The 18644-nt window shown below is 58.4% G+C and carries 16 protein-coding genes; 7 read left to right on the plus strand and 9 right to left on the minus strand.

Annotated features, from left to right (window positions below; genetic code table 11):
* The 6 genes from AWM69_RS05880 to mreB form a co-directional block, all read right to left on the minus strand.
* Window positions 1-3813: a YhdP family protein gene (locus tag AWM69_RS05880; RefSeq protein ID WP_218726020.1), complete on the minus strand. Its 3813-nt coding sequence runs from the start codon at window positions 3811-3813 to the stop codon at window positions 1-3.
* Window positions 3814-3888: 75 nt separating this feature from the next.
* Complete coding sequence (rng, locus tag AWM69_RS05885; protein WP_048378552.1) at window positions 3889-5346, minus strand: ribonuclease G; 1458 nt, start codon at window positions 5344-5346, stop codon at window positions 3889-3891.
* A 56-nt stretch (window positions 5347-5402) separates the two neighbouring features.
* Window positions 5403-6008 (minus strand): nucleoside triphosphate pyrophosphatase, encoded by a 606-nt coding sequence (locus tag AWM69_RS05890; protein WP_131655058.1) that lies wholly within the window; start codon window positions 6006-6008, stop codon window positions 5403-5405.
* A gap of 52 nt (window positions 6009-6060) precedes the next feature.
* The gene (gene mreD, locus AWM69_RS05895) at window positions 6061-6549 is read right to left on the minus strand and encodes a rod shape-determining protein MreD (RefSeq protein ID WP_048378550.1); all 489 of its coding nucleotides are present in this window, start codon (window positions 6547-6549) and stop codon (window positions 6061-6063) included.
* Window positions 6549-7619, minus strand: coding sequence for a rod shape-determining protein MreC (mreC, locus tag AWM69_RS05900; protein WP_131655059.1), 1071 nt, complete (start codon window positions 7617-7619; stop codon window positions 6549-6551). The genes mreD and mreC overlap by 1 nt, the downstream gene beginning before the upstream one ends.
* 144 nt (window positions 7620-7763) lie before the next feature.
* Complete coding sequence (gene mreB / locus AWM69_RS05905) at window positions 7764-8801, minus strand: rod shape-determining protein MreB (RefSeq protein WP_002555108.1); 1038 nt, start codon at window positions 8799-8801, stop codon at window positions 7764-7766.
* 210 nt (window positions 8802-9011) lie between these two features.
* Between mreB and gatC the strand changes: the two genes are divergently transcribed.
* The 5 genes from gatC to AWM69_RS05930 all read left to right on the plus strand — a co-directional run bounded on the left by gatC (window position 9012) and on the right by AWM69_RS05930 (window position 13759).
* Entirely contained in the window at window positions 9012-9299 is a 288-nt protein-coding gene (gatC, locus tag AWM69_RS05910; RefSeq protein WP_048378548.1) for an Asp-tRNA(Asn)/Glu-tRNA(Gln) amidotransferase subunit GatC, read from the plus strand.
* A 15-nt stretch (window positions 9300-9314) separates the two neighbouring features.
* Complete coding sequence (gene gatA / locus AWM69_RS05915; RefSeq protein WP_131655060.1) at window positions 9315-10766, plus strand: Asp-tRNA(Asn)/Glu-tRNA(Gln) amidotransferase subunit GatA; 1452 nt, start codon at window positions 9315-9317, stop codon at window positions 10764-10766.
* A 10-nt stretch (window positions 10767-10776) separates the two neighbouring features.
* Complete coding sequence (gatB, locus tag AWM69_RS05920) at window positions 10777-12222, plus strand: Asp-tRNA(Asn)/Glu-tRNA(Gln) amidotransferase subunit GatB (protein WP_131655061.1); 1446 nt, start codon at window positions 10777-10779, stop codon at window positions 12220-12222.
* 74 nt (window positions 12223-12296) lie between these two features.
* Entirely contained in the window at window positions 12297-12668 is a 372-nt protein-coding gene (locus AWM69_RS05925; protein WP_131655062.1) for a septal ring lytic transglycosylase RlpA family protein, read from the plus strand.
* Between the two features lie 50 nt (window positions 12669-12718).
* Window positions 12719-13759, plus strand: a complete 1041-nt coding sequence (locus AWM69_RS05930) for a calcium/sodium antiporter (RefSeq protein WP_218726021.1) — start codon at window positions 12719-12721, stop codon at window positions 13757-13759.
* A gap of 51 nt (window positions 13760-13810) precedes the next feature.
* On the opposite strand, the gene AWM69_RS05935 is transcribed toward AWM69_RS05930, so the two are convergent.
* Both AWM69_RS05935 and AWM69_RS05940 read right to left on the minus strand, forming a co-directional pair.
* Window positions 13811-14752: an AEC family transporter gene (locus AWM69_RS05935; RefSeq protein WP_131655063.1), complete on the minus strand. Its 942-nt coding sequence runs from the start codon at window positions 14750-14752 to the stop codon at window positions 13811-13813.
* 90 nt (window positions 14753-14842) lie between these two features.
* The gene (locus AWM69_RS05940; protein WP_131655064.1) at window positions 14843-15400 is read right to left on the minus strand and encodes a hypoxanthine-guanine phosphoribosyltransferase; all 558 of its coding nucleotides are present in this window, start codon (window positions 15398-15400) and stop codon (window positions 14843-14845) included.
* Between the two features lie 164 nt (window positions 15401-15564).
* Here AWM69_RS05940 and upp point away from each other — a divergent pair, with 164 nt between their 5' ends.
* Both upp and AWM69_RS05950 read left to right on the plus strand, forming a co-directional pair.
* Window positions 15565-16203 (plus strand): uracil phosphoribosyltransferase, encoded by a 639-nt coding sequence (gene upp, locus AWM69_RS05945; protein ID WP_048378542.1) that lies wholly within the window; start codon window positions 15565-15567, stop codon window positions 16201-16203.
* A gap of 1 nt (window position 16204) precedes the next feature.
* Window positions 16205-17479, plus strand: coding sequence for a uracil-xanthine permease family protein (locus tag AWM69_RS05950; RefSeq protein WP_048378541.1), 1275 nt, complete (start codon window positions 16205-16207; stop codon window positions 17477-17479).
* Between the two features lie 131 nt (window positions 17480-17610).
* Here the strand turns inward: AWM69_RS05950 and hemH are convergent, their stop codons facing one another.
* Window positions 17611-18636, minus strand: a complete 1026-nt coding sequence (hemH, locus tag AWM69_RS05955; RefSeq protein WP_131655065.1) for a ferrochelatase — start codon at window positions 18634-18636, stop codon at window positions 17611-17613.
* Between the last annotated feature and the right edge of the window lie 8 nt (window positions 18637-18644).

The raw sequence follows: 18644 nt of genomic DNA on the forward strand, positions 1-18644 counted from the left end.
TTATTTTTTCTCGAATGGCTTGTCGAAGGTGATCTTCGGGTCGGTCCATGGGCCTTGAATGCTGTATTGCACGCTGGCAAAACGTGAGACCTGATCACCAATCAGCTTGTTCAGCAAAAACAGTGCGCCGCCCACTGCAGGCGCGCCCACCAGCAATGCCGCAATCGGCAGGTTATTGGTGACCGGCAAGGTCACTAACAGTTTGGCATTTACCTGGTCAGTGAGCATGTTCAACGTACCGTTGAGTTCCAGGTTGGTAGACGGCCCGGTCATGACAATCGGCTTACCGGTGCGATACACACCGCTGCTGGCATTGAGCACACCCTTGACCCGGTCATAACTGAGGCCTTTGCCAAACAAGTCCGAGAAGTCCAGACGCAGGCGTCGACCAATCGAGTTGAAGTTCAGCAGACCAAAAATACGCAAGACCTGGGCACTGCCATCGACTTCAACGAACTGACCTTTGCGCAAGGTGGCATCCAGCGTACCGGAAAAACGCTTGAGACCGATCCAGGCGGGCGAACCGGGCCAGTTACCGTCGACGTCCAGGTGAAAGTTTTCACTGGTCACGCTGGGTGCAAAGCCCCAGTTTTTAAGCACATTGGCCAGATTGCCTCCGCCAAGACGTCCCTGATACCAGCTTCGGCTGTTGCCCGCGACACCTTCCCAGCCTCCCGTCCCCTCCAGCAGCAAGCCCTTGAGCCCCAGATTAAGACTGTTGAGGCTGATGCCGCGACTGGTCGGGCGCACTTTGAGCGACCAGGCTCCCAGCAGATCCGGGCCCTGATAGAGCTGGCGAACAATGATGTCCAGCGCAGGAATCTTGCGAGGATCAACCGATGCCAGCGGATCAGGCGCATTCTCGTCCGTCACGGCCTTGGGGTCGGGCGCTGGCAGGCGAATGCTCTGCATGGTGACAACAATCGGAGCGGTTTTGGCATCCGGCAGGGTCACGGCCCCTACGGCTTGCTGGCTGTCAATTTGCAGTGCGAAGGACGCCGCGTTGCGCTTCATCACCAAATGCACCTGATCCAGCTGGGTGCCGAATGCAATCAACTTGCCCATCCTGAAGTCTGCGCTGCTGAGTAACTGCTTGGCGCTGCTACCCGGGTCGTTGCCAGCATAACGCTCGACCAGCGCTTGCCAAGGGGCGACATCCAGCTCGGACATCGTGCCGCGAATCCGCAAGCCCTTTCTGGCAGGCAGTAACGGCTCGCCTTCACCCAGTAGCAGTTCGCCACGTCCCTCCTCGAACTTGCCGCCGGGTGCCGCAAACGTAAGGTTGGCCAAGTCACCATAATCAAACCAGTAACGACGTTCGGCGCCCTGAAGCGTCATGCGAAATACACTGTTGCGGCTTTGATTGGCCGCCAGACCAAAAGGCGCCGGCAAGTCGATCACCGCACCCTTGAGGTCAGAACTGACCCGCAATTGGCTGTCAGCCCCGTCCAGCGTCAATTGCAATTGATAAGGCAGATCACCTGTTACCGGTATCGGCTGGTTGAACTTGAGCCAGTCCGTAAGCCTTTTAACCCCCACGTGACCGTTGGCCACCACACGGGTACTGATTTTTCCGGGCTTGCCGTCGGCAAAGATCTGCGCCGTGACGGGACGATCAAACGCTCGGGCGCTGATAGCCTTGCCACTCAACCCCTTGGTGCTGTCAAAACGAAAGTCGCCCTTGAGTTGCGTCAGTTCAAGTTCAGGCTCGCTGATTTTCAAACGCGCCTTGTCGGTGCTGAAGTCGACCCCGATCTTCGGCTCTGCGCCTTTTCCGAGCGGGATGTCGAGGTCGACCCGGCCCTTGAGTGAGCCTTCTCCTTGCCAGCCGGCGAATGTGGAGGCTGTACCGATCGGTGCTTCCTGGAGGATTTTCAGACCGTCACCGAGCTTCCCGTCAAAGTTACCGTCCAGAAACAGATGGCTCACTTTGCCATTCGGCACATGGGGGATATTCACCGCGACGTTACGCACCTGAGTGTCAAGAAGCTGGCCTTTACTGGCCATGATTCTTACACCGCTGTCCTCGATAAACACATCACCCGAAACGTTACGCACATGAGGCCAACCCGGCTGGAACGCCAGCTCGGCGCCATGAACCTTGAAGAACAGGCTGACCGAACGCGCCTCGGGCATAACGTCGTGGCTCAATGAGCCTTGGTACTGGAAAAAACCTTCTTCAACATCACCCTTGATGATCGCGGTGCTCAACCACTCCGTCAGCGCAGGGCTCAACATTTCAGGCAAATATTTGGTGGTGTAGCGACCGTCGCCATCGGTCAGCCCCACCCGCAGGTCCATGTAGTCTTCCTGAGCGGGATCAAAATAGAGGCGAATCAGAAAATCGGCGGCAATCTTGCCTTCATCACCCAGTACTTTTATGTAAGGCGCAACCAGGGTGAAACCGTCTTTGTCCAGGGTCCAGGTGAGCAAGGCATTGGCTTGCTGGTACTGCCAGGCCTTGGCAAAGATCGGGTCCAGATGCAGCGAGAAATCCTTGCTGTCGAGCCGCAGCTCGCCTTTGCCCAGATCACCGCTGATCAGGCCACTGACATTGCGGGCGGCCGGCGCTCCGTGACTGGCGTTGAACCCCACTTGCTGCACATTGGCCGCAAAGCTGAGCCGCTGATCGTCCTTCGCGTCTGGCCGGTAGTCGACCAGTACATTGCGCAGGGTCCCCGTGACCTTCAGTTGATCGATCAACTTTGCCACGCCATCGGACAACGGCGCCAGCGAGTCAAGCAGCGGTGTGATCGGGGTCAGATCGAGGCGGTCGGCCTGCAGATGCCAACGCGCAGGTTCCTTGTCGGTCGCGCCGAATTGCTGCAGTTGCATCCGGGTTTCCCAGCGGGTCTCACCGAAGTTCATCGCCAGGGAATCAAGCACGACCTTGAAGCCTTGCTCACCCCGCTCCACCCAGGCGCGCAGCGCCAGGTTTTCGACCGCTTCGGGTTTTCGTTCGGCATAAGCGCCCCGCACTTTGGGCGCATTCAGACGGGCTACGGCACTCTGCACAGTGCCTTTGCTCCAGTTGAACCAGATTTCACCGCCCGCTTTTAGCTCAGACACTGTCCACGGCTTGATCAATGTCGCCGGAAGCCATTTGGCCCAGTCACTTTGCGGCAGGCTGACATACACCTCGGCGGCGCCATCCCGCCAGCGGCTGGCCTGAATCTGAGTTTTCAGGCTCATCGCCATGGGCTGACCATCGGGGAGGGTCAGGCGTGCATCGAGACGCTGATGAGAGGGCCCCACGTCGAGCGTCAGCCCGACATACGTCAGGGTCAACGGCGCTTGTTTGTAAGGTTCGAGGGTGATCTGACTGTCGAGCACGGAAAGGCGCGCGACACGCTGCAGTTGATTGAGCAGTTGCTCGGGATCGAGCGGCTTATCGTCTTGCATCGGCAAGCCTTCGAGCGTCCAGTGGCCCTGCTGGTCCTGGCGCAGGCTCAGTTGCACGCCATTGAGCTGCACATGAGCAATGCGTATATCGCGATTCAACAAGCTTGCCCACACATCAGGCACCAGCTGCACTTCGTCAAGGCGCAGAGCCGTGTTGCCTTCACCCACCATCACATCGTGCGCCAGCAACACCGGTGACATGACGCTCCAGCGGCCTTCCAGGCTGCCGATAGTCAACGGCATGCCCAGGGCTTCCCGGGCCTTGGTCTGCACTTCGGCACGGTATTCAGCCACAAGCGGGGTCAGTTCGCGCCCCAAGCTGACGTACAGCGCGGTCAACACCAAAACCAGGGCACACAGACCCAACCCCCAACGAGTCAGCGCGGCAAAAAAGCGTGTCAGACGCTCCATGTCAGTCGGCCTCTTCATTCATGATCGAGGGAGCCGAATCCAGCCCCTGTACAACACTGTAGAACGCTCGGTACTTCAGAGCAGCACCACGTCGTATTGTTCCTGGGAATACATGGTTTCAACCTGGAACCGAATGGTACGCCCGATAAATCCTTCCAGCTCCGCGACATTGCCCGACTCTTCGTCCAGCAAACGGTCGACCACTTTCTGATTGGCCAGGACCCGATAACCCACCGCCTGATAAGCGCGGGCCTCGCGGAGAATTTCACGGAATATTTCATAGCAGATGGTTTCCGGGGTTTTCAACTTGCCCCGTCCCTGGCAACACACACAGGGTTCGCACAGCACTTGCTCCAGACTCTCACGGGTACGCTTGCGGGTCATTTGTACCAGGCCCAACTCGGTAATCCCGATGATGTTGGTTTTGGCATGGTCACGTTCGAGCTGTTTTTCGAGGGTGCGCAAGACCTGGCGCTGATGCTCTTCATCTTCCATGTCGATGAAGTCGATAATGATGATCCCGCCCAGGTTGCGCAGGCGCAGTTGCCGGGCGATGGCAGTGGCGGCTTCAAGATTGGTCTTGAAGATGGTCTCTTCAAGATTGCGATGGCCCACGAACGCGCCGGTGTTGACGTCGATCGTGGTCATGGCCTCTGCCGGATCGACCACCAGGTAACCGCCGGATTTGAGCGGAACCTTGCGATCCAGAGCTTTCTGGATTTCATCTTCGACCCCGTACAGATCAAAAATGGGCCGTTCACCCGGGTAATGTTCCAGGCGGTCAGCGATTTCAGGCATCAGTTCGGCCACAAATTGAGTGGTCTTCTGGAAGGTTTCCCGCGAGTCGATACGGATTTTCTCGATTTTAGGGCCGACCAGATCACGCAATGTGCGCAAGGCCAGCCCCAAGTCTTCATAAATCACACTTGGCGCACCGACGGTTTTGATCTGTGTACCGATCTGCTCCCACAAGCGACGCAAGTAACGAATGTCCATCAGGATTTCATCCGCCCCGGCACCTTCGGCCGCCGTCCGCAAAATAAAACCACCGGCTTCTTTAATGCCTTCCTGGGCGACGCAATCACTGACCACCTGCTTCAGGCGCTCACGCTCGGCCTCGTCTTCGATTTTCAGCGAAATGCCCACATGCGCGGTACGCGGCATGTACACCAGATAACGCGAAGGAATCGACAACTGGGTGGTCAGGCGTGCGCCCTTGGACGCGATCGGGTCCTTGGTGACCTGCACCACAAGGCTCTGGCCTTCATGTACCAGTGCGCTGATGCTTTCGACAGCCTGACCTTCACGCAGGGATATCTCGGATGCGTGGATAAAGGCAGCGCGATCCAGGCCAATATCGACAAACGCGGCCTGCATGCCGGGCAAAACCCGGACGATCTTGCCTTTGTAAATATTGCCAACAATGCCACGGCGCTGGGTACGCTCGACATGCACCTCTTGCAGAACACCGTTCTCTACCACCGCCACGCGCGATTCCATCGGCGTGATGTTGATCAGGATCTCTTCACTCATGGCTGGGTCTCGTTCAGGCGTCATCACATTAGTGCCACGTCACGTAGGTGCGGTATTCAGCGCACGGTAAGGTTTTGCCAACAGGGTATGCCGAAATGCCCAAGGAGTTCTGCGGTTTCGCACACGGGCAACCCTACAACGGCCGAATAACTGCCATTGAGGCCTGATACAAACACCGCCGCCAACCCCTGGACAGCATAACCGCCAGCTTTATCCCGGGGTTCACCACTGGCCCAGTACAGGCTGGCTTCTTGTTTGCTGATGTTTCGAAATCTGACACTGCTGCGTACCACGCGGGTTTCGCAGCGGCCTTCGTCAAGAATCGCGATGGCTGTCAAAACCTCATGCTCTCGCCCGGATAAAGCCATGAGCATGGCCAATGCATCGGCCTCATCAATCGGTTTGCCGAGAATGCGCTCGTTGAGCACCACAGTCGTGTCGGCCCCGAGCACACAGAAGGCGCTAGCGGGCGGCGACATCAGCAATTGCTCACGGCCAGCCCGGGCCTTTTCGCGCGCCAGACGCTCGACATAGGCCACAGGAGACTCATTGGGGAGAGGGGTTTCGTCAATGGCAGCACTGACCGTGCTGAACGGCACGCCGATTTGAGTGAGTAACTCGCGTCGGCGCGGTGAGCCGGAAGCCAGATAAAGCAAGGTCATCAAGACATCTCCCTGTCGAAGTGCGGAAACCAGGAAATGGCTCGCGATCCTGTTAATTGATTTTGAAGCGTCGGCACAACCCGCGAAGCCCGTAACTGACCCAAGGCCAAAGCAAGGCACTGACCAGCGCCGGCAAGACCAGCGCCAGGGTTGGCTGCCGATTCCCGGTCAAGGCACTGAGCCATAGCTGAACCAGTTGAGCCAGCCCGAATACAACCAGAATGACCAGACTTTGCTGCCACATGGGGAACATCCGGATACGCTGCTGCAACGACAGGATCAGGAACGTGATGAGCGTCAGGATGAGCGCATTCTGCCCCAGCAACGTGCCGTAGAGAACGTCTTCGGCCAGCCCGAGGCAAAACGCGGTAACCATGCCCACCTTGTGCGGCATGTATAACACCCAAAAAGCCAGCAACAAGGCCAGCCAGAGCGGGCGCAAGATCTCCATGAACTGTGGCATCGGCGAAATGCTGAGCAACAGGCCAACAGCAAAGGTCAGCCAGATGATCCAGCCGTTACGCGAACGAGTACTCGTCATTATTGCCTCTCCCGAATAGTAGCCGGCACAGCGGCTGGCGGATTGGCAGCTGCGGGGGCTGACGCTGGAGCAGGTGTTTTCACGGGAGTGGCGTTCGTCGCAGCCGGGGCTGGCGCAGGGGGCACCGCGGGTGGCGCCGTGACCGGTGCTGGCTGCACAGGTGCTGCCGCGGGTGCGCCTGGAACGATTTCAGCGCCCTGCTCGGCTTCTTGCGCCTGGGCCGCATCATTGGCGCGCTCTTCCGGCGTCCTGCTGTCACTGAATACCAGCAGTAAATAGCGGCTGCGATTCAAGGCAGCGGTCGGGACAGCACGAACGATTGCAAATGGCTGCCCCGAGTCGTGAATCACTTCCTTGACCGTTGCGACAGGATAACCGGCCGGGAAACGCTGCCCGAGGCCCGAACTGACCAGCAGGTCGCCCTCTTTGACGTCCGCCGTGTCTGCCACGTGGCGCAACTCCAGACGCTCGGGATTGCCCGTACCACTAGCGATGGCGCGCAAGCCATTGCGATTCACCTGCACCGGAATGCTGTGAGTGGTATCGGTGAGCAACAGGACACGCGAGGTGTAAGGCATCAATTCGACGACCTGCCCCATCAACCCGCGCGCATCGAGAACCGGTTGGCCGAGCACGACACCGTCACGCTCACCCTTGTTGATGATGATGCGATGAGTGAAGGGATTGGGGTCCATGCCGATCAGCTCGGCCACTTCAACTTTTTCGTTGACCAGCGCAGAAGAGTTCAGCAACTCGCGCAGACGAACGTTCTGCTCGGTCAATGCCGCCAGCTTTTGCAGGCGACCTTGAAGCAGAAGATTTTCGGTCTGGAGCTTTTCGTTTTCAGCGACCAGTTCAGTGCGGCTGCCGAACTGACTGGCCACACCTTGCCACAAGCGTTGCGGCAGATCGGTGATCCAGTAGGACTGCATCAGTACCAGTGACATTTGGCTGCGCACGGGCTTGAGCAACGTGAAGCGGGCATCGACGACCATCAGCGCAACCGACAGCACGACCAGCACCAACAAACGCACGCCCAGTGAGGGGCCTTTGGTGAAGAGCGGTTTAATAGGCCGCTCCTCCGGGGCAAGTGTTCAATTTATTCATACGGCTTCAGGCGGCCTGGATGAAGATTGACAGAAGATAAACGCCAAAAGGCAGCACTGCAAAGTGCTACCTTTTGGTGATAACCATAGGACGTGCACCAAGCGATCTTATTCGCTGGAAAGCAGATCCATCGTATGTTTATCCATCATTTCCAGCGCACGACCACCGCCACGCGCCACGCAGGTCAGCGGGTCTTCGGCAACGATCACCGGCAAGCCGGTTTCCTGGGCCAGCAGCTTGTCGAGGTCACGCAGCAATGCGCCACCACCGGTCAGTACCAGGCCACGCTCGGCGATGTCCGAGGCCAACTCTGGCGGAGACTGCTCCAGTGCGCTTTTCACTGCCTGAACGATGGTTGCCAGCGACTCTTGCAGAGCTTCCAGCACTTCATTGGAGTTCAGGGTGAATGCACGAGGAACGCCTTCGGCAAGGTTACGGCCGCGTACGTCGACTTCACGCACTTCGCCGCCCGGGTAAGCAGTACCGATTTCCTGCTTGATGCGCTCGGCCGTCGACTCACCGATCAGGCTGCCGTAGTTGCGGCGCACATAGGTGATGATCGCTTCGTCGAAGCGGTCGCCGCCAACCCGTACGGACTCGGCGTAAACCACACCGTTCAGGGAGATCAGCGCGATTTCAGTGGTACCGCCACCGATATCGACAACCATCGAGCCGCGTGCTTCCTCGACCGGCAAGCCGGCACCGATGGCTGCTGCCATCGGCTCTTCGATCAGGAACACTTCACGGGCACCGGCACCGAGGGCCGATTCACGAATGGCGCGACGCTCTACCTGGGTCGATTTGCAAGGTACGCAAATCAGCACCCGGGGGCTTGGCTGCAGGAAGCTGTTTTCGTGCACTTTGTTAATAAAGTACTGAAGCATTTTTTCGCAAACGCTGAAGTCGGCGATCACGCCGTCCTTCATCGGACGAATGGCTGCAATGTTGCCCGGTGTACGGCCCAGCATGCGCTTTGCCTCGGTGCCAACGGCAACGACACTTTTCTGGTTACCGTGCGTCCGAATAGCCACAACTGAAGGCTCATTCAGGACAATACCGCGCTCACGCACGTAAATAAGGGTGTTGGCAGTGCCCAGGTCGATGGAAAGATCGCTGGAAAACATGCCACGCAGTTTCTTGAACATGGGAAAGGGACCCTAGGCAACGCGTGGGTAAAAAAGTGCGGCAAACTCTAACAACGACAGGGATTTTGGGCAAGGCGCCAATATGTTAAATTAGCAGCTTTTCAGAGCACCAACCCCCACAATCGCGGCCATATGACCGTAGAAATGCGGTAGTGTTCCGACAATCTAACACACGGATAGCATCCGTCCTGTTTTCCACTGGAGAATCCCATGGCGCTTGAACGCTCCGACGTGGAAAAAATCGCTCATTTAGCCCGCCTGGGTCTCAATGATGCCGATCTTCCGCGCACTACCGAAGCCCTTAATAGCATTCTGGGGCTGATTGACCAAATGCAGGCTGTCGACACCTCCGGCATCGAACCTCTGGCCCACCCTCTGGAAGCCAGCCAGCGCCTGCGCGCAGACGTCGTGACTGAAAGCAATCATCGCGAGGCTTATCAGTCCATCGCTCCAGCGGTCGAGAACGGCCTCTATCTGGTTCCGAAAGTCATCGAGTAAAGGGAAAGAGCCTGCATGCATCAATTGACTCTGGCCGAGATCGCTCGCGGACTCGCCGAAAAAAAGTTTTCCTCCGAAGAGCTGACCAAGACCTTGCTGGCGCGTATCGCCCGGCTTGATCCTCAGATCAACAGCTTCATCACCCTCACCGAAGACCTCGCCCTCGAGCAGGCCAAGGCCGCCGACACACGTCGCGCCAACGGTGAAAGCGGCGCACTGCTGGGCGCGCCGATCGGTCACAAGGACCTGTTCTGCACGCTGGGCGTGCGCACCAGCTGCGGCTCGAAGATGCTCGACAACTTCAAGGCCCCGTACGACGCCACCGTGGTCTCCAAATTGGCGGCTGCAGGCGCGGTAAGCCTGGGCAAGACCAACATGGACGAGTTCGCCATGGGCTCGGCCAACGAGTCGAGTTACTACGGTGCGGTCAAAAACCCGTGGAACCTCGAACACGTACCGGGCGGCTCATCCGGCGGTTCGGCTGCAGCCGTTGCTGCCCGCCTGCTGCCTGCGGCAACCGGCACCGATACCGGCGGCTCGATCCGCCAACCGGCCGCGCTGACCAACCTTACCGGTCTCAAGCCGACGTACGGTCGTGTTTCGCGCTGGGGCATGATTGCCTACGCCTCCAGCCTCGATCAGGGCGGCCCGCTGGCACGCACCGCCGAAGACTGCGCCATCCTGCTGCAAGGCATGGCCGGCTTCGACCCTCAAGACTCCACCAGCATTGACGAACCCGTGCCGGACTACAGCGCCAACCTCAATGGTTCGCTGCAAGGCCTGCGCATTGGCGTGCCAAAGGAGTACTTCAGCGAAGGTCTCGACCCGCGTATCGCCGAGCTGATTCACAACAGCATCAAAGAGCTCGAAAAGCTCGGTGCCGTGATCAAGCCCATCAGCCTGCCGAACATGCAGCACGCGATTCCCGCGTACTACGTGATCGCGCCAGCCGAGGCCTCTTCCAACCTGTCGCGTTTTGACGGTGTACGCTTCGGTCATCGCTGCGATGACCCGAAAGACCTCACCGACCTGTACAAGCGCTCGCGCGCCGAAGGCTTTGGCCCGGAAGTACAGCGCAGGATCCTGGTCGGTGCCTATGCCCTCTCGGCAGGCTACTACGATGCTTACTACCTGCAGGCGCAGAAAATCCGTCGCCTGATCAAAAACGACTTCATGACTGCCTTTAATGAAGTCGACATCATCCTCGGCCCAACCACGCCTAACCCGGCCTGGAAGCTCGGCGCTAAAAACAGCGACCCGGTTTCTGCGTATCTGGAAGACGTGTACACCATTACCGCCAACCTCGCGGGCCTGCCAGGCCTGTCGATGCCTGCCGGTTTTGTCGATGGCTTGCCGGTGGGCGTGCAGTTGCTTGCGCCGTACTTCCAGGAAGGTCGCTTGCTCAACGTCGCGCATCAATACCAGCTCAATACCGACTGGCATTTGCGCTCACCTGCCGGCTTCTGAGGAGAAACACATGCAATGGGAAGTTGTGATCGGGCTGGAAATTCACTCCCAGCTCGCCACCCAATCAAAGATTTTCTCGGGCAGCGCCACCACATTCGGCTCTGAGCCGAACACCCAGGCCAGCCTGGTTGACCTGGGCATGCCTGGCGTTTTGCCGGTGCTCAATGAAGAAGCCGTGCGCATGGCCGTCATGTTCGGCCTGGCCGTTGACGCTGAAATCGTCCAGCACAACGTGTTCGCCCGCAAGAACTACTTCTACCCGGACCTGCCCAAGGGCTACCAGATCAGCCAGATGGAACTGCCGATCGTCGGCAAGGGCCACCTGGACATCACGCTTGAAGACGGCACCGTCAAACGTGTCGGCATCACCCGTGCGCACCTGGAAGAAGACGCCGGTAAAAGCCTGCACGAAGACTTCAGCGGTGCCACCGGCATCGACTTGAACCGTGCCGGTACTCCGCTGCTCGAAATCGTGTCCGAGCCCGACATGCGCAGCGCCAAGGAGGCGGTAGCCTACGTCAAGGCAATGCACGCGCTGGTGCGCTACCTGGGCATCTGTGACGGCAACATGGCTGAAGGCTCGCTGCGTTGCGATTGCAACGTGTCGATCCGCCCGGTCGGCCAGGCCGAGTTCGGTACCCGCTGCGAGATCAAGAACGTCAACTCGTTCCGCTTCATCGAGAAGGCGATCAACAGTGAAGTACAGCGTCAGATCGAACTGATCGAAGACGGCGGCAAGGTCATTCAGCAGACCCGCCTGTATGACCCGAACAAAGACGAAACACGCGCCATGCGCAGCAAGGAAGAAGCGAACGACTACCGCTACTTCCCTGATCCGGACCTGCTGCCAGTGGTGATCGAAGACTCGTTCATCAATGACGTGCGTGCCACCCTGCCGGAACTGCCACCGCAAAAGCGCGAGCGCTTCCAGTCGCAGTTCGGCCTGTCCGCCTATGACGCCAGCGTGCTGGCCTCGAGCCGTGAGCAAGCGGATTATTTCGAAAAAGTGGTCAGCATCAGCGGCGACGCCAAACTGGCCGCCAACTGGGTCATGGTTGAACTGGGCAGCCTGCTCAACAAACAAGGCCTGGATATCGACCAGTCGCCGGTCAGCGCCGAACTGCTGGGCGGCATGTTGCTGCGCATCAAGGACAACACTATCTCCGGCAAAATTGCCAAGGTCGTGTTTGAAGCCATGGCCAATGGCGAAGGCAGCGCAGACACGGTCATCGAAACCCGCGGCCTCAAACAAGTGACTGACAGCGGCGCCATCGAAAAGGTGCTGGATGAAGTGCTGGCTGCCAACGCTGAGCAAGTCGAGCAATACCGCGCCGCAGACGAAGCCAAGCGCGGCAAGATGTTCGGTTTCTTTGTCGGCCAGGCGATGAAAGCATCCAAAGGCAAAGCGAACCCGCAACAAGTCAACGAACTGCTGAAAAGCAAACTCGAAGGCTAAACGCAACACGTGCAGCCGCTGCCCGGAGCAGCGGCTGCACGGTTTCAACTGACAAGCAATTAAAGGATTCCTCCATGAAGCGGCTACTCGGCGTGTGCGCCCTGCTCAGCTTGCTCACCGGCTGTGCCAGCCATGACGTAGATCCTCGCGGCTATGACAAAACCGGCACTGCCTCTTATTACGGCGCTCGCCACCATGGCAAACGTACTGCCAGCGGCGAACCTTTCAACCAGAATGCGCTCACCGCTGCTCACCCACGCCTGCCGTTCGGTACACGGCTGCTGGTGACCAATCTCAGTAACAAAAAATCCGTTGTGGTCCGCGTTAATGACCGCGGCCCCTACACCCGTGGCCGCATTATTGATGTTTCGCGCAAGGCCGCCCAGCAGTTGGGTATGCTGCGCAGCGGTACAGCCAAAGTCCGGGTTCAGGGCTTGAGTAACTAATCGAGGGAGTTGTCGACATCTTGGGCTTAAGCACACTATCACCCTGGAACCTGCTGCAACTGCTTTGCGGCCTGGTGCTGCTGATTGCCGGCGCAGGTCTGCTGGTGCGATGCGCCGTGCACATGGCTGCCAGGATGAATGTTCGCCCGTTATTGATCGGCTTGACGGTCGTCGCCCTGGGCAGCAGCGCGCCACAGGTCACGGTCAGCCTGCAAGCAGCACTCAATGACACCCCTGACATTGCCGTCGGCAGCGTCATCGGCAGCAATATCTTCAATGTACTGGTCATACTCGGGCTTTCGGCACTGATCATTCCCCTGCGCGTGTCCCGCCAACTGGTGCGCCTGGACATCCCCCTGATGATCATCGCCAGCGGACTGGTTTTTACCCTGGCACTGAACAAGCAGCTCGACCGCCTGGATGGCCTGGTCTTGCTGGGCGGGCTGCTGGTCTACCTGGGCCTGTTGCTGCGCCAGTCACGACACAGCGGACATCATCACGCCAACCACGACCTGCGCCATGCCACGTGGCAGCGCAACGTCCTGCTGATGCTTTGCGCATTGGTGATGCTGGGCCTTGCCGGGCACCTGCTGCTGGATGCCGCTCTGGACATAGCGTCCGACCTCGGGTTGTCAGAGCGCATCATCGGCCTGACCATCGTTGCCGTCAGCCCCTCGCTCCCGCCACTGGCAACCTCCCTGATCGCCGCCTTTCGCGGCCAGCGCGAAATTGCCGTCGGCAACGTGATCGGCACTAACGTCTTCAACCTGCTGGGCGTGCTCGGGCTGACCGCCCTGGTGGCTCCAACCCCCTTGTCCGTATCACCCAACGCTCTGGTCTTTGATTTGCCGGTGATGCTGGGCGTGGCCGTACTGTGCCTGCCGGTGTTCTACAGCGACTATCGCGTGACCCGCGCCGAGGGCCTGATGTTTTTGGGCCTGTACCTGGCCTACGGGCTGCACGTGATGTCCTTCACAACCGGCATGCCTTTGGCGGGCAAGCTCGAACACTGGATGCTGTTTTTTATCCTGCCGGCGCTGCTGGCTTTCCTGCTGTTCAGCACCTTGCGTGCATGGCGACGTCAGCACTGAGTACACCGATCGAGGCTGTATTGCGTGCCTCAGGCATGACAGCACGCAACGCTAAATCCAGCCGCCCCACTGCAGCACGAAAATCCCGATATTGGTGGTAATCGCCGCCATCAAGGTGGTGATCACGATGATCGCTGCGGCCAACTCGTGGTTGCCGTTGGCGGCTCTGGCCATCACGAAACTGGCGGCTGCCGTGGGGCTGGCGAAGTACAGGAACAACACCCCCAACTCCGCTCCGCGAAAACCGTACAGCCAGGCACCGAGCGTCATCAGCAGCGGCAGACTGACCATTTTCACCAGGCTGGCACTCACGGCGATCTTGCCGCTTTTGCGCAAGGCGACCAGTGACAGCGTACCGCCAATGCAAATCAGCGCCAGCGGCAAGGTCATCGCCGCCAGGTATTGGCCGGAAGCCAGCAACCAGGCGGGCAGACCGATCTTGAATGCCGCACAGGGCGCTGCTACCAGCACACTGATGATCAACGGGTTTTTAAAGACGCTCTTGCAGATGCTCCACGGGTCAGACTTGATCACCGGGCTGTAAACCGCGAGCACAATGGTCGACAAGGTGTTGTAGAGCAAGATCACGAGGCCGGCGAGCACCGCCCCCAGCGAAATCCCGTAGTCGCCATACATGCTGGCCGCCAGGGCCAGACCGATGACCCCGTTGTTGCCGCGAAAAGCCCCCTGAACATAGATACCGCGGTCTTCCCGCGGGCAGCGCCACATCGCCCAACCCCAGGCCAGCACAAAGCTCAGCAGCGTCGCGAGGGTGAAATAACCCAGCACTTCGGGTTGCAGAGCCGCCCTGAGATCGGCGTGATAAATACCCAGAAACAGCAGCGCCGGCATGGTGACGTTGAACACCAGGGACGATGCCGTATGGATAAAGCTGTCATTGATCCAGCCCACGCGTTTAAGCAGCACACCCAGAAACAGCATGGCAAATACGGGGGCAGTGATCGTGAGTGTCTGAAGGAAAATAGCCAGCATGTCAGCTCACTCGAAGTGGGTCGTCAGACGGCTGCTCTGAAAACGGAGGCCGAATTGAAGCCCTCTTTAAAGAAGGCTTCTACTCATTGTTTACATGCCTTTGACGGCATAAATACCTGCAGCATTGCGCCAGTAGCCCTTGTAGTCCATGCCATAACCGAAGATGTAGCGGTCAATGCATGGCAGGCCGGCATAGTCGGCTTTCAGGCCCGGACGCGCCTTGCGATCGTGATCCTTGTCGATCAACACCGCGGTGTGTACCTGGCGGGCACCGGCGTGCTTGCAGAAATCAACGATCGCACTAAGGGTATGACCTTCATCGAGGATGTCATCAATGATCAGTACGTGACGATCAATAAACGAGACTTCAGGCTTGGCCTTCCAGAACAAGTCGCCACCGGTGGTTTCATTACGATAGCGCGTGGCGTGCAAGTATGAGGCTTCTAGCGGAAATTTCAGATGGGTGAGTAGCTTGCCGGAAAAAATCAGGCCGCCATTCATCACACAAAATACCACTGGATTGGTCTCGGCCATTTCAGCCGTGATTTGCGCGCCTACGCGGGCAATGGCCGCCTCGACTTCAGCTTCGGTGTACAGGCAGTCAGCCTCTCGCATGATTTGACGGATATGCTCGAGATCAGCAGACATGACGCTCTCCAGGGGGGGTTGCTCAAGAAAAGCGGGCAAAGGTACGCACCCGCATGGCTCAGATCAAGCATTTATGGACTAACGTGCAGTAATGCCTGTAGGACATCACCCCGGATTAGATTAATCTAGGCCGTTTTTTTTGCATGCCCCCGGAGCCTTTCCCTATGCCCACTCTTGAGATCCGCCATCCGCTGATCCGCCATAAACTCGGCCTGATGCGCCGTGCCGACATTAGCACGAAGAACTTCCGTGAGCTCGCTCAGGAAGTCGGCGCGCTGCTGACCTACGAAGCCACTAAAGACCTGACCCTCGAAACCTACGAAATCGAAGGCTGGAGCGGCACTGTAAAGGTTGAAAAAATCGCCGGTAAAAAAATTACCGTTGTCCCTATCCTGCGCGCCGGTATCGGCATGCTTGAAGGTGTTCTGAGCTTGATCCCCGGCGCTAAAGTCAGCGCAGTGGGCGTTGCCCGCAACGAAGAAACACTGCAGGCGCACACCTACCTGGAAAAACTGGTTCCGGAAATCGACGAGCGTCTGGCGATGATCATCGACCCGATGCTGGCGACCGGTTCCTCCATGGTTGCAACCATTGACCTGCTGAAAAAAGCCGGCTGCAAAGAAATTCGCGCCATGGTGCTGGTTGCCGCTCCTGAAGGGATTGCCGCTGTTGAAGCCGCGCACCCGGATGTGACCATCTATACCGCGTCCATCGATGAACGCCTGGACGAACACGGCTACATCATTCCGGGCCTGGGCGATGCCGGCGACAAGATCTTCGGCACCAAACAAAAGGACGCATAACATGCAGGACGAGTTCAACGACCCGCTCTGGCGCCAGATCATCTCTGGCGCGCAGATGCTATTCGTGGCCTTCGGCGCGTTGGTTTTGATGCCTTTGATTACTGGCCTCGATCCCAACGTTGCGCTGTTCACAGCGGGTCTCGGGACTCTGTTGTTCCAGATCGTAACCCGGCGCCAGGTGCCGGTCTTTCTGGCTTCGAGTTTTGCCTTTATCACGCCGATCATTCTCGCCAAGGGCCAATTCGGCCTGGCTGCGACCATGGGCGGCGTGATGGCTGCCGGCTTCGTGTATACCTTCCTCGGCTTTGCCGTGAAGCTTAAAGGCACAGGGTTTATCGATCGCTTGTTACCCCCTGTAGTGATTGGACCGGTGATTATTTCAATCGGTCTGGCGATGGCTCCCATTGCAGCGCACATGGCCATGGGACGAGCCGAGGATGGCAGCGAACTGATTCACTACCAGACCGCCATGATGATCTCGATGCCAGCTCTGCTGACTACCCTGATCGTGGCCGTGTTCGGCAAAGGTATTTTCCGCCTGGTGCCAATCATTGCCGGTGTGCTGGTGGGCTTTGGCATGGCGTTCTACTTCGGCGTGGTCGACACAGCCAAGATCGCCGCAGCACCCTGGTTTGCCTTGCCGCACTTCACTGCACCCGAGTTCAACTGGCAGGCGATTCTGTTTATCGTCCCCGTAGCCCTGGCTCCGGCCATTGAACATATCGGTGGCGTGATTGCCGTGGGCAGCGTGACCGGTCGTGATTACCTGAAAAAACCAGGCCTGCATCGCACCCTGTTCGGTGACGGGATCGCAACCACCGCAGCCGGCCTGCTCGGCGGACCGCCCAACACCACCTATGCCGAAGTGACCGGCGCGGTGATGTTGACCAAGAACTACAACCCGAAAATCATGACCTGGGCAGCGATATTCGCCATCAGCCTGGCCTTTGTCGGTAAGTTCGGTGCGCTGTTGCAGAGTATTCCGGTGCCGGTAATGGGCGGAATCCTGTGTCTGCTGTTCGGTTCGATTGCGGCGGTGGGGATGAATACCCTGATCCGTCATCAAATCGACCTGAGCGAAGCACGCAACCTAGTGATCGTTTCGGTAACGCTGGTCTTCGGGATTGGCGGTGTGCTGATCGGTACCGGTATGGGCCCGGAAGACTTCGGTCTTAAAGGCATCGCACTGTGTGCCATCGTGGCTATCGCGCTGAACCTGATCTTGCCGGGCAATGACAGCTGGAAGAAAAAGAAAGGCGACACGCCGGTTATCTAAACCGGCCTGCCGCCTCTTATGTAGCCGCTTTCGCAGGCTGCGATAAGGCCGAAGGCCTTCAGTGATCGAAAAATCCTGCGACTCCTTCGGAGTCGATCGCAGCCCGCGGCAGCAACTACTGTTGTTCGTCTTTACAGCGCCAAAGGCGCCCGCTCACACAACGTGTTCAACGCTGCAGCCCATTGCGGGTGGTCGTTGAGACACGGCACAAGCACCAACTCCTCTCCCCCCGCCTCACGGAACTGTTCGCGTCCGCGATCACCAATTTCCTCCAGGGTTTCGATACAATCGGCGACAAAGGCCGGGCACATCACCATGATCTTTTTCACGCCTTGTTTTGCCAGCTCATCAAGGCGCGCTTCGGTGTAGGGTTCAATCCACTTGGCTCGTCCCAATCGAGACTGAAACGCCACCGACCACTTACCGTCAGGCAACCCCATGCGCTCGGCAAATGCCTGGGCAGTGCGCAGACATTGCGCCCGATAACAGGTAGCCAGTACCGCCGGCGAAGCCTTCTGGCAGCAATCAGCGTTTTTGAAGCAATGATTGCCTGTCGGGTCCAGCTTGTGTAAATGCCGCTCGGGCAGGCCATGAAAACTCAGCAGCAAGTGATCGTAATCTTGCTCAAGATGGGGCTGAGCACTTGCCACCAGCGCATCAAGGTATTCAGGCTGATCGTAGAACGGCTGCACAATCGAGAACTGAATCGACAGTTTGTGAGCTTTGACCACCCGCTTGGCCTCTTCAATCACCGTAGTCACGGTACTGTCGGCAAATTGCGGATAAAGCGGCGCCAGCGTCACTTTTTCAATCCCCTGAGCCGCCAGGCGCACCAGCACGGTTTCGATCGACGGCTCGCCATAGCGCATCGCCAGCTCCACCGGCCCCTTGGTCCACTCCCGGGTCATGGCTTGCTGCAGGCGGCGGCTGAGCACCACCAGCGGCGACCCTTCATCCCACCAGATCGAGGCGTACGCGTGAGCCGACTGTTCAGGACGCTTGATCAAAATCAACGACACCAACAAGCGTCGTACCGGCCACGGCAGGTCGATGACATAGGGATCCATCAAAAACTGATTCAGGTAGCTGCGTACATCCGCTACCGAAGTTGACGCCGGCGAACCCAGGTTAACCAGCAACAGCGCGTGGTCGGTCATGCAACATC

Source organism: Pseudomonas sp. D1HM (assembly GCF_019266105.1).
Lineage (GTDB): Bacteria > Pseudomonadota > Gammaproteobacteria > Pseudomonadales > Pseudomonadaceae > Aquipseudomonas > Aquipseudomonas taetrolens.

Bases quoted from the DNA above. Each gene is read 5' to 3' on its own strand.
- AWM69_RS05880 (WP_218726020.1), bottom strand. From the start codon at position 3,813: ATGGAGCGTCTGACACGCTTTTTTGCCGCGCTGACTCGTTGGGGGTTG.
- rng (WP_048378552.1), bottom strand. From the start codon at position 5,346: ATGAGTGAAGAGATCCTGATCAACATCACGCCGATGGAATCGCGCGTG.
- AWM69_RS05890 (WP_131655058.1), bottom strand. From the start codon at position 6,008: ATGACCTTGCTTTATCTGGCTTCCGGCTCACCGCGCCGACGCGAGTTA.
- mreD (WP_048378550.1), bottom strand. From the start codon at position 6,549: ATGACGAGTACTCGTTCGCGTAACGGCTGGATCATCTGGCTGACCTTT.
- mreB (WP_002555108.1), bottom strand. From the start codon at position 8,801: ATGTTCAAGAAACTGCGTGGCATGTTTTCCAGCGATCTTTCCATCGAC.
- gatC (WP_048378548.1), top strand. From the start codon at position 9,012: ATGGCGCTTGAACGCTCCGACGTGGAAAAAATCGCTCATTTAGCCCGC.
- gatA (WP_131655060.1), top strand. From the start codon at position 9,315: ATGCATCAATTGACTCTGGCCGAGATCGCTCGCGGACTCGCCGAAAAA.
- gatB (WP_131655061.1), top strand. From the start codon at position 10,777: ATGCAATGGGAAGTTGTGATCGGGCTGGAAATTCACTCCCAGCTCGCC.
- AWM69_RS05925 (WP_131655062.1), top strand. From the start codon at position 12,297: ATGAAGCGGCTACTCGGCGTGTGCGCCCTGCTCAGCTTGCTCACCGGC.
- AWM69_RS05935 (WP_131655063.1), bottom strand. From the start codon at position 14,752: ATGCTGGCTATTTTCCTTCAGACACTCACGATCACTGCCCCCGTATTT.
- AWM69_RS05940 (WP_131655064.1), bottom strand. From the start codon at position 15,400: ATGTCTGCTGATCTCGAGCATATCCGTCAAATCATGCGAGAGGCTGAC.
- upp (WP_048378542.1), top strand. From the start codon at position 15,565: ATGCCCACTCTTGAGATCCGCCATCCGCTGATCCGCCATAAACTCGGC.
- AWM69_RS05950 (WP_048378541.1), top strand. From the start codon at position 16,205: ATGCAGGACGAGTTCAACGACCCGCTCTGGCGCCAGATCATCTCTGGC.
- hemH (WP_131655065.1), bottom strand. From the start codon at position 18,636: ATGACCGACCACGCGCTGTTGCTGGTTAACCTGGGTTCGCCGGCGTCA.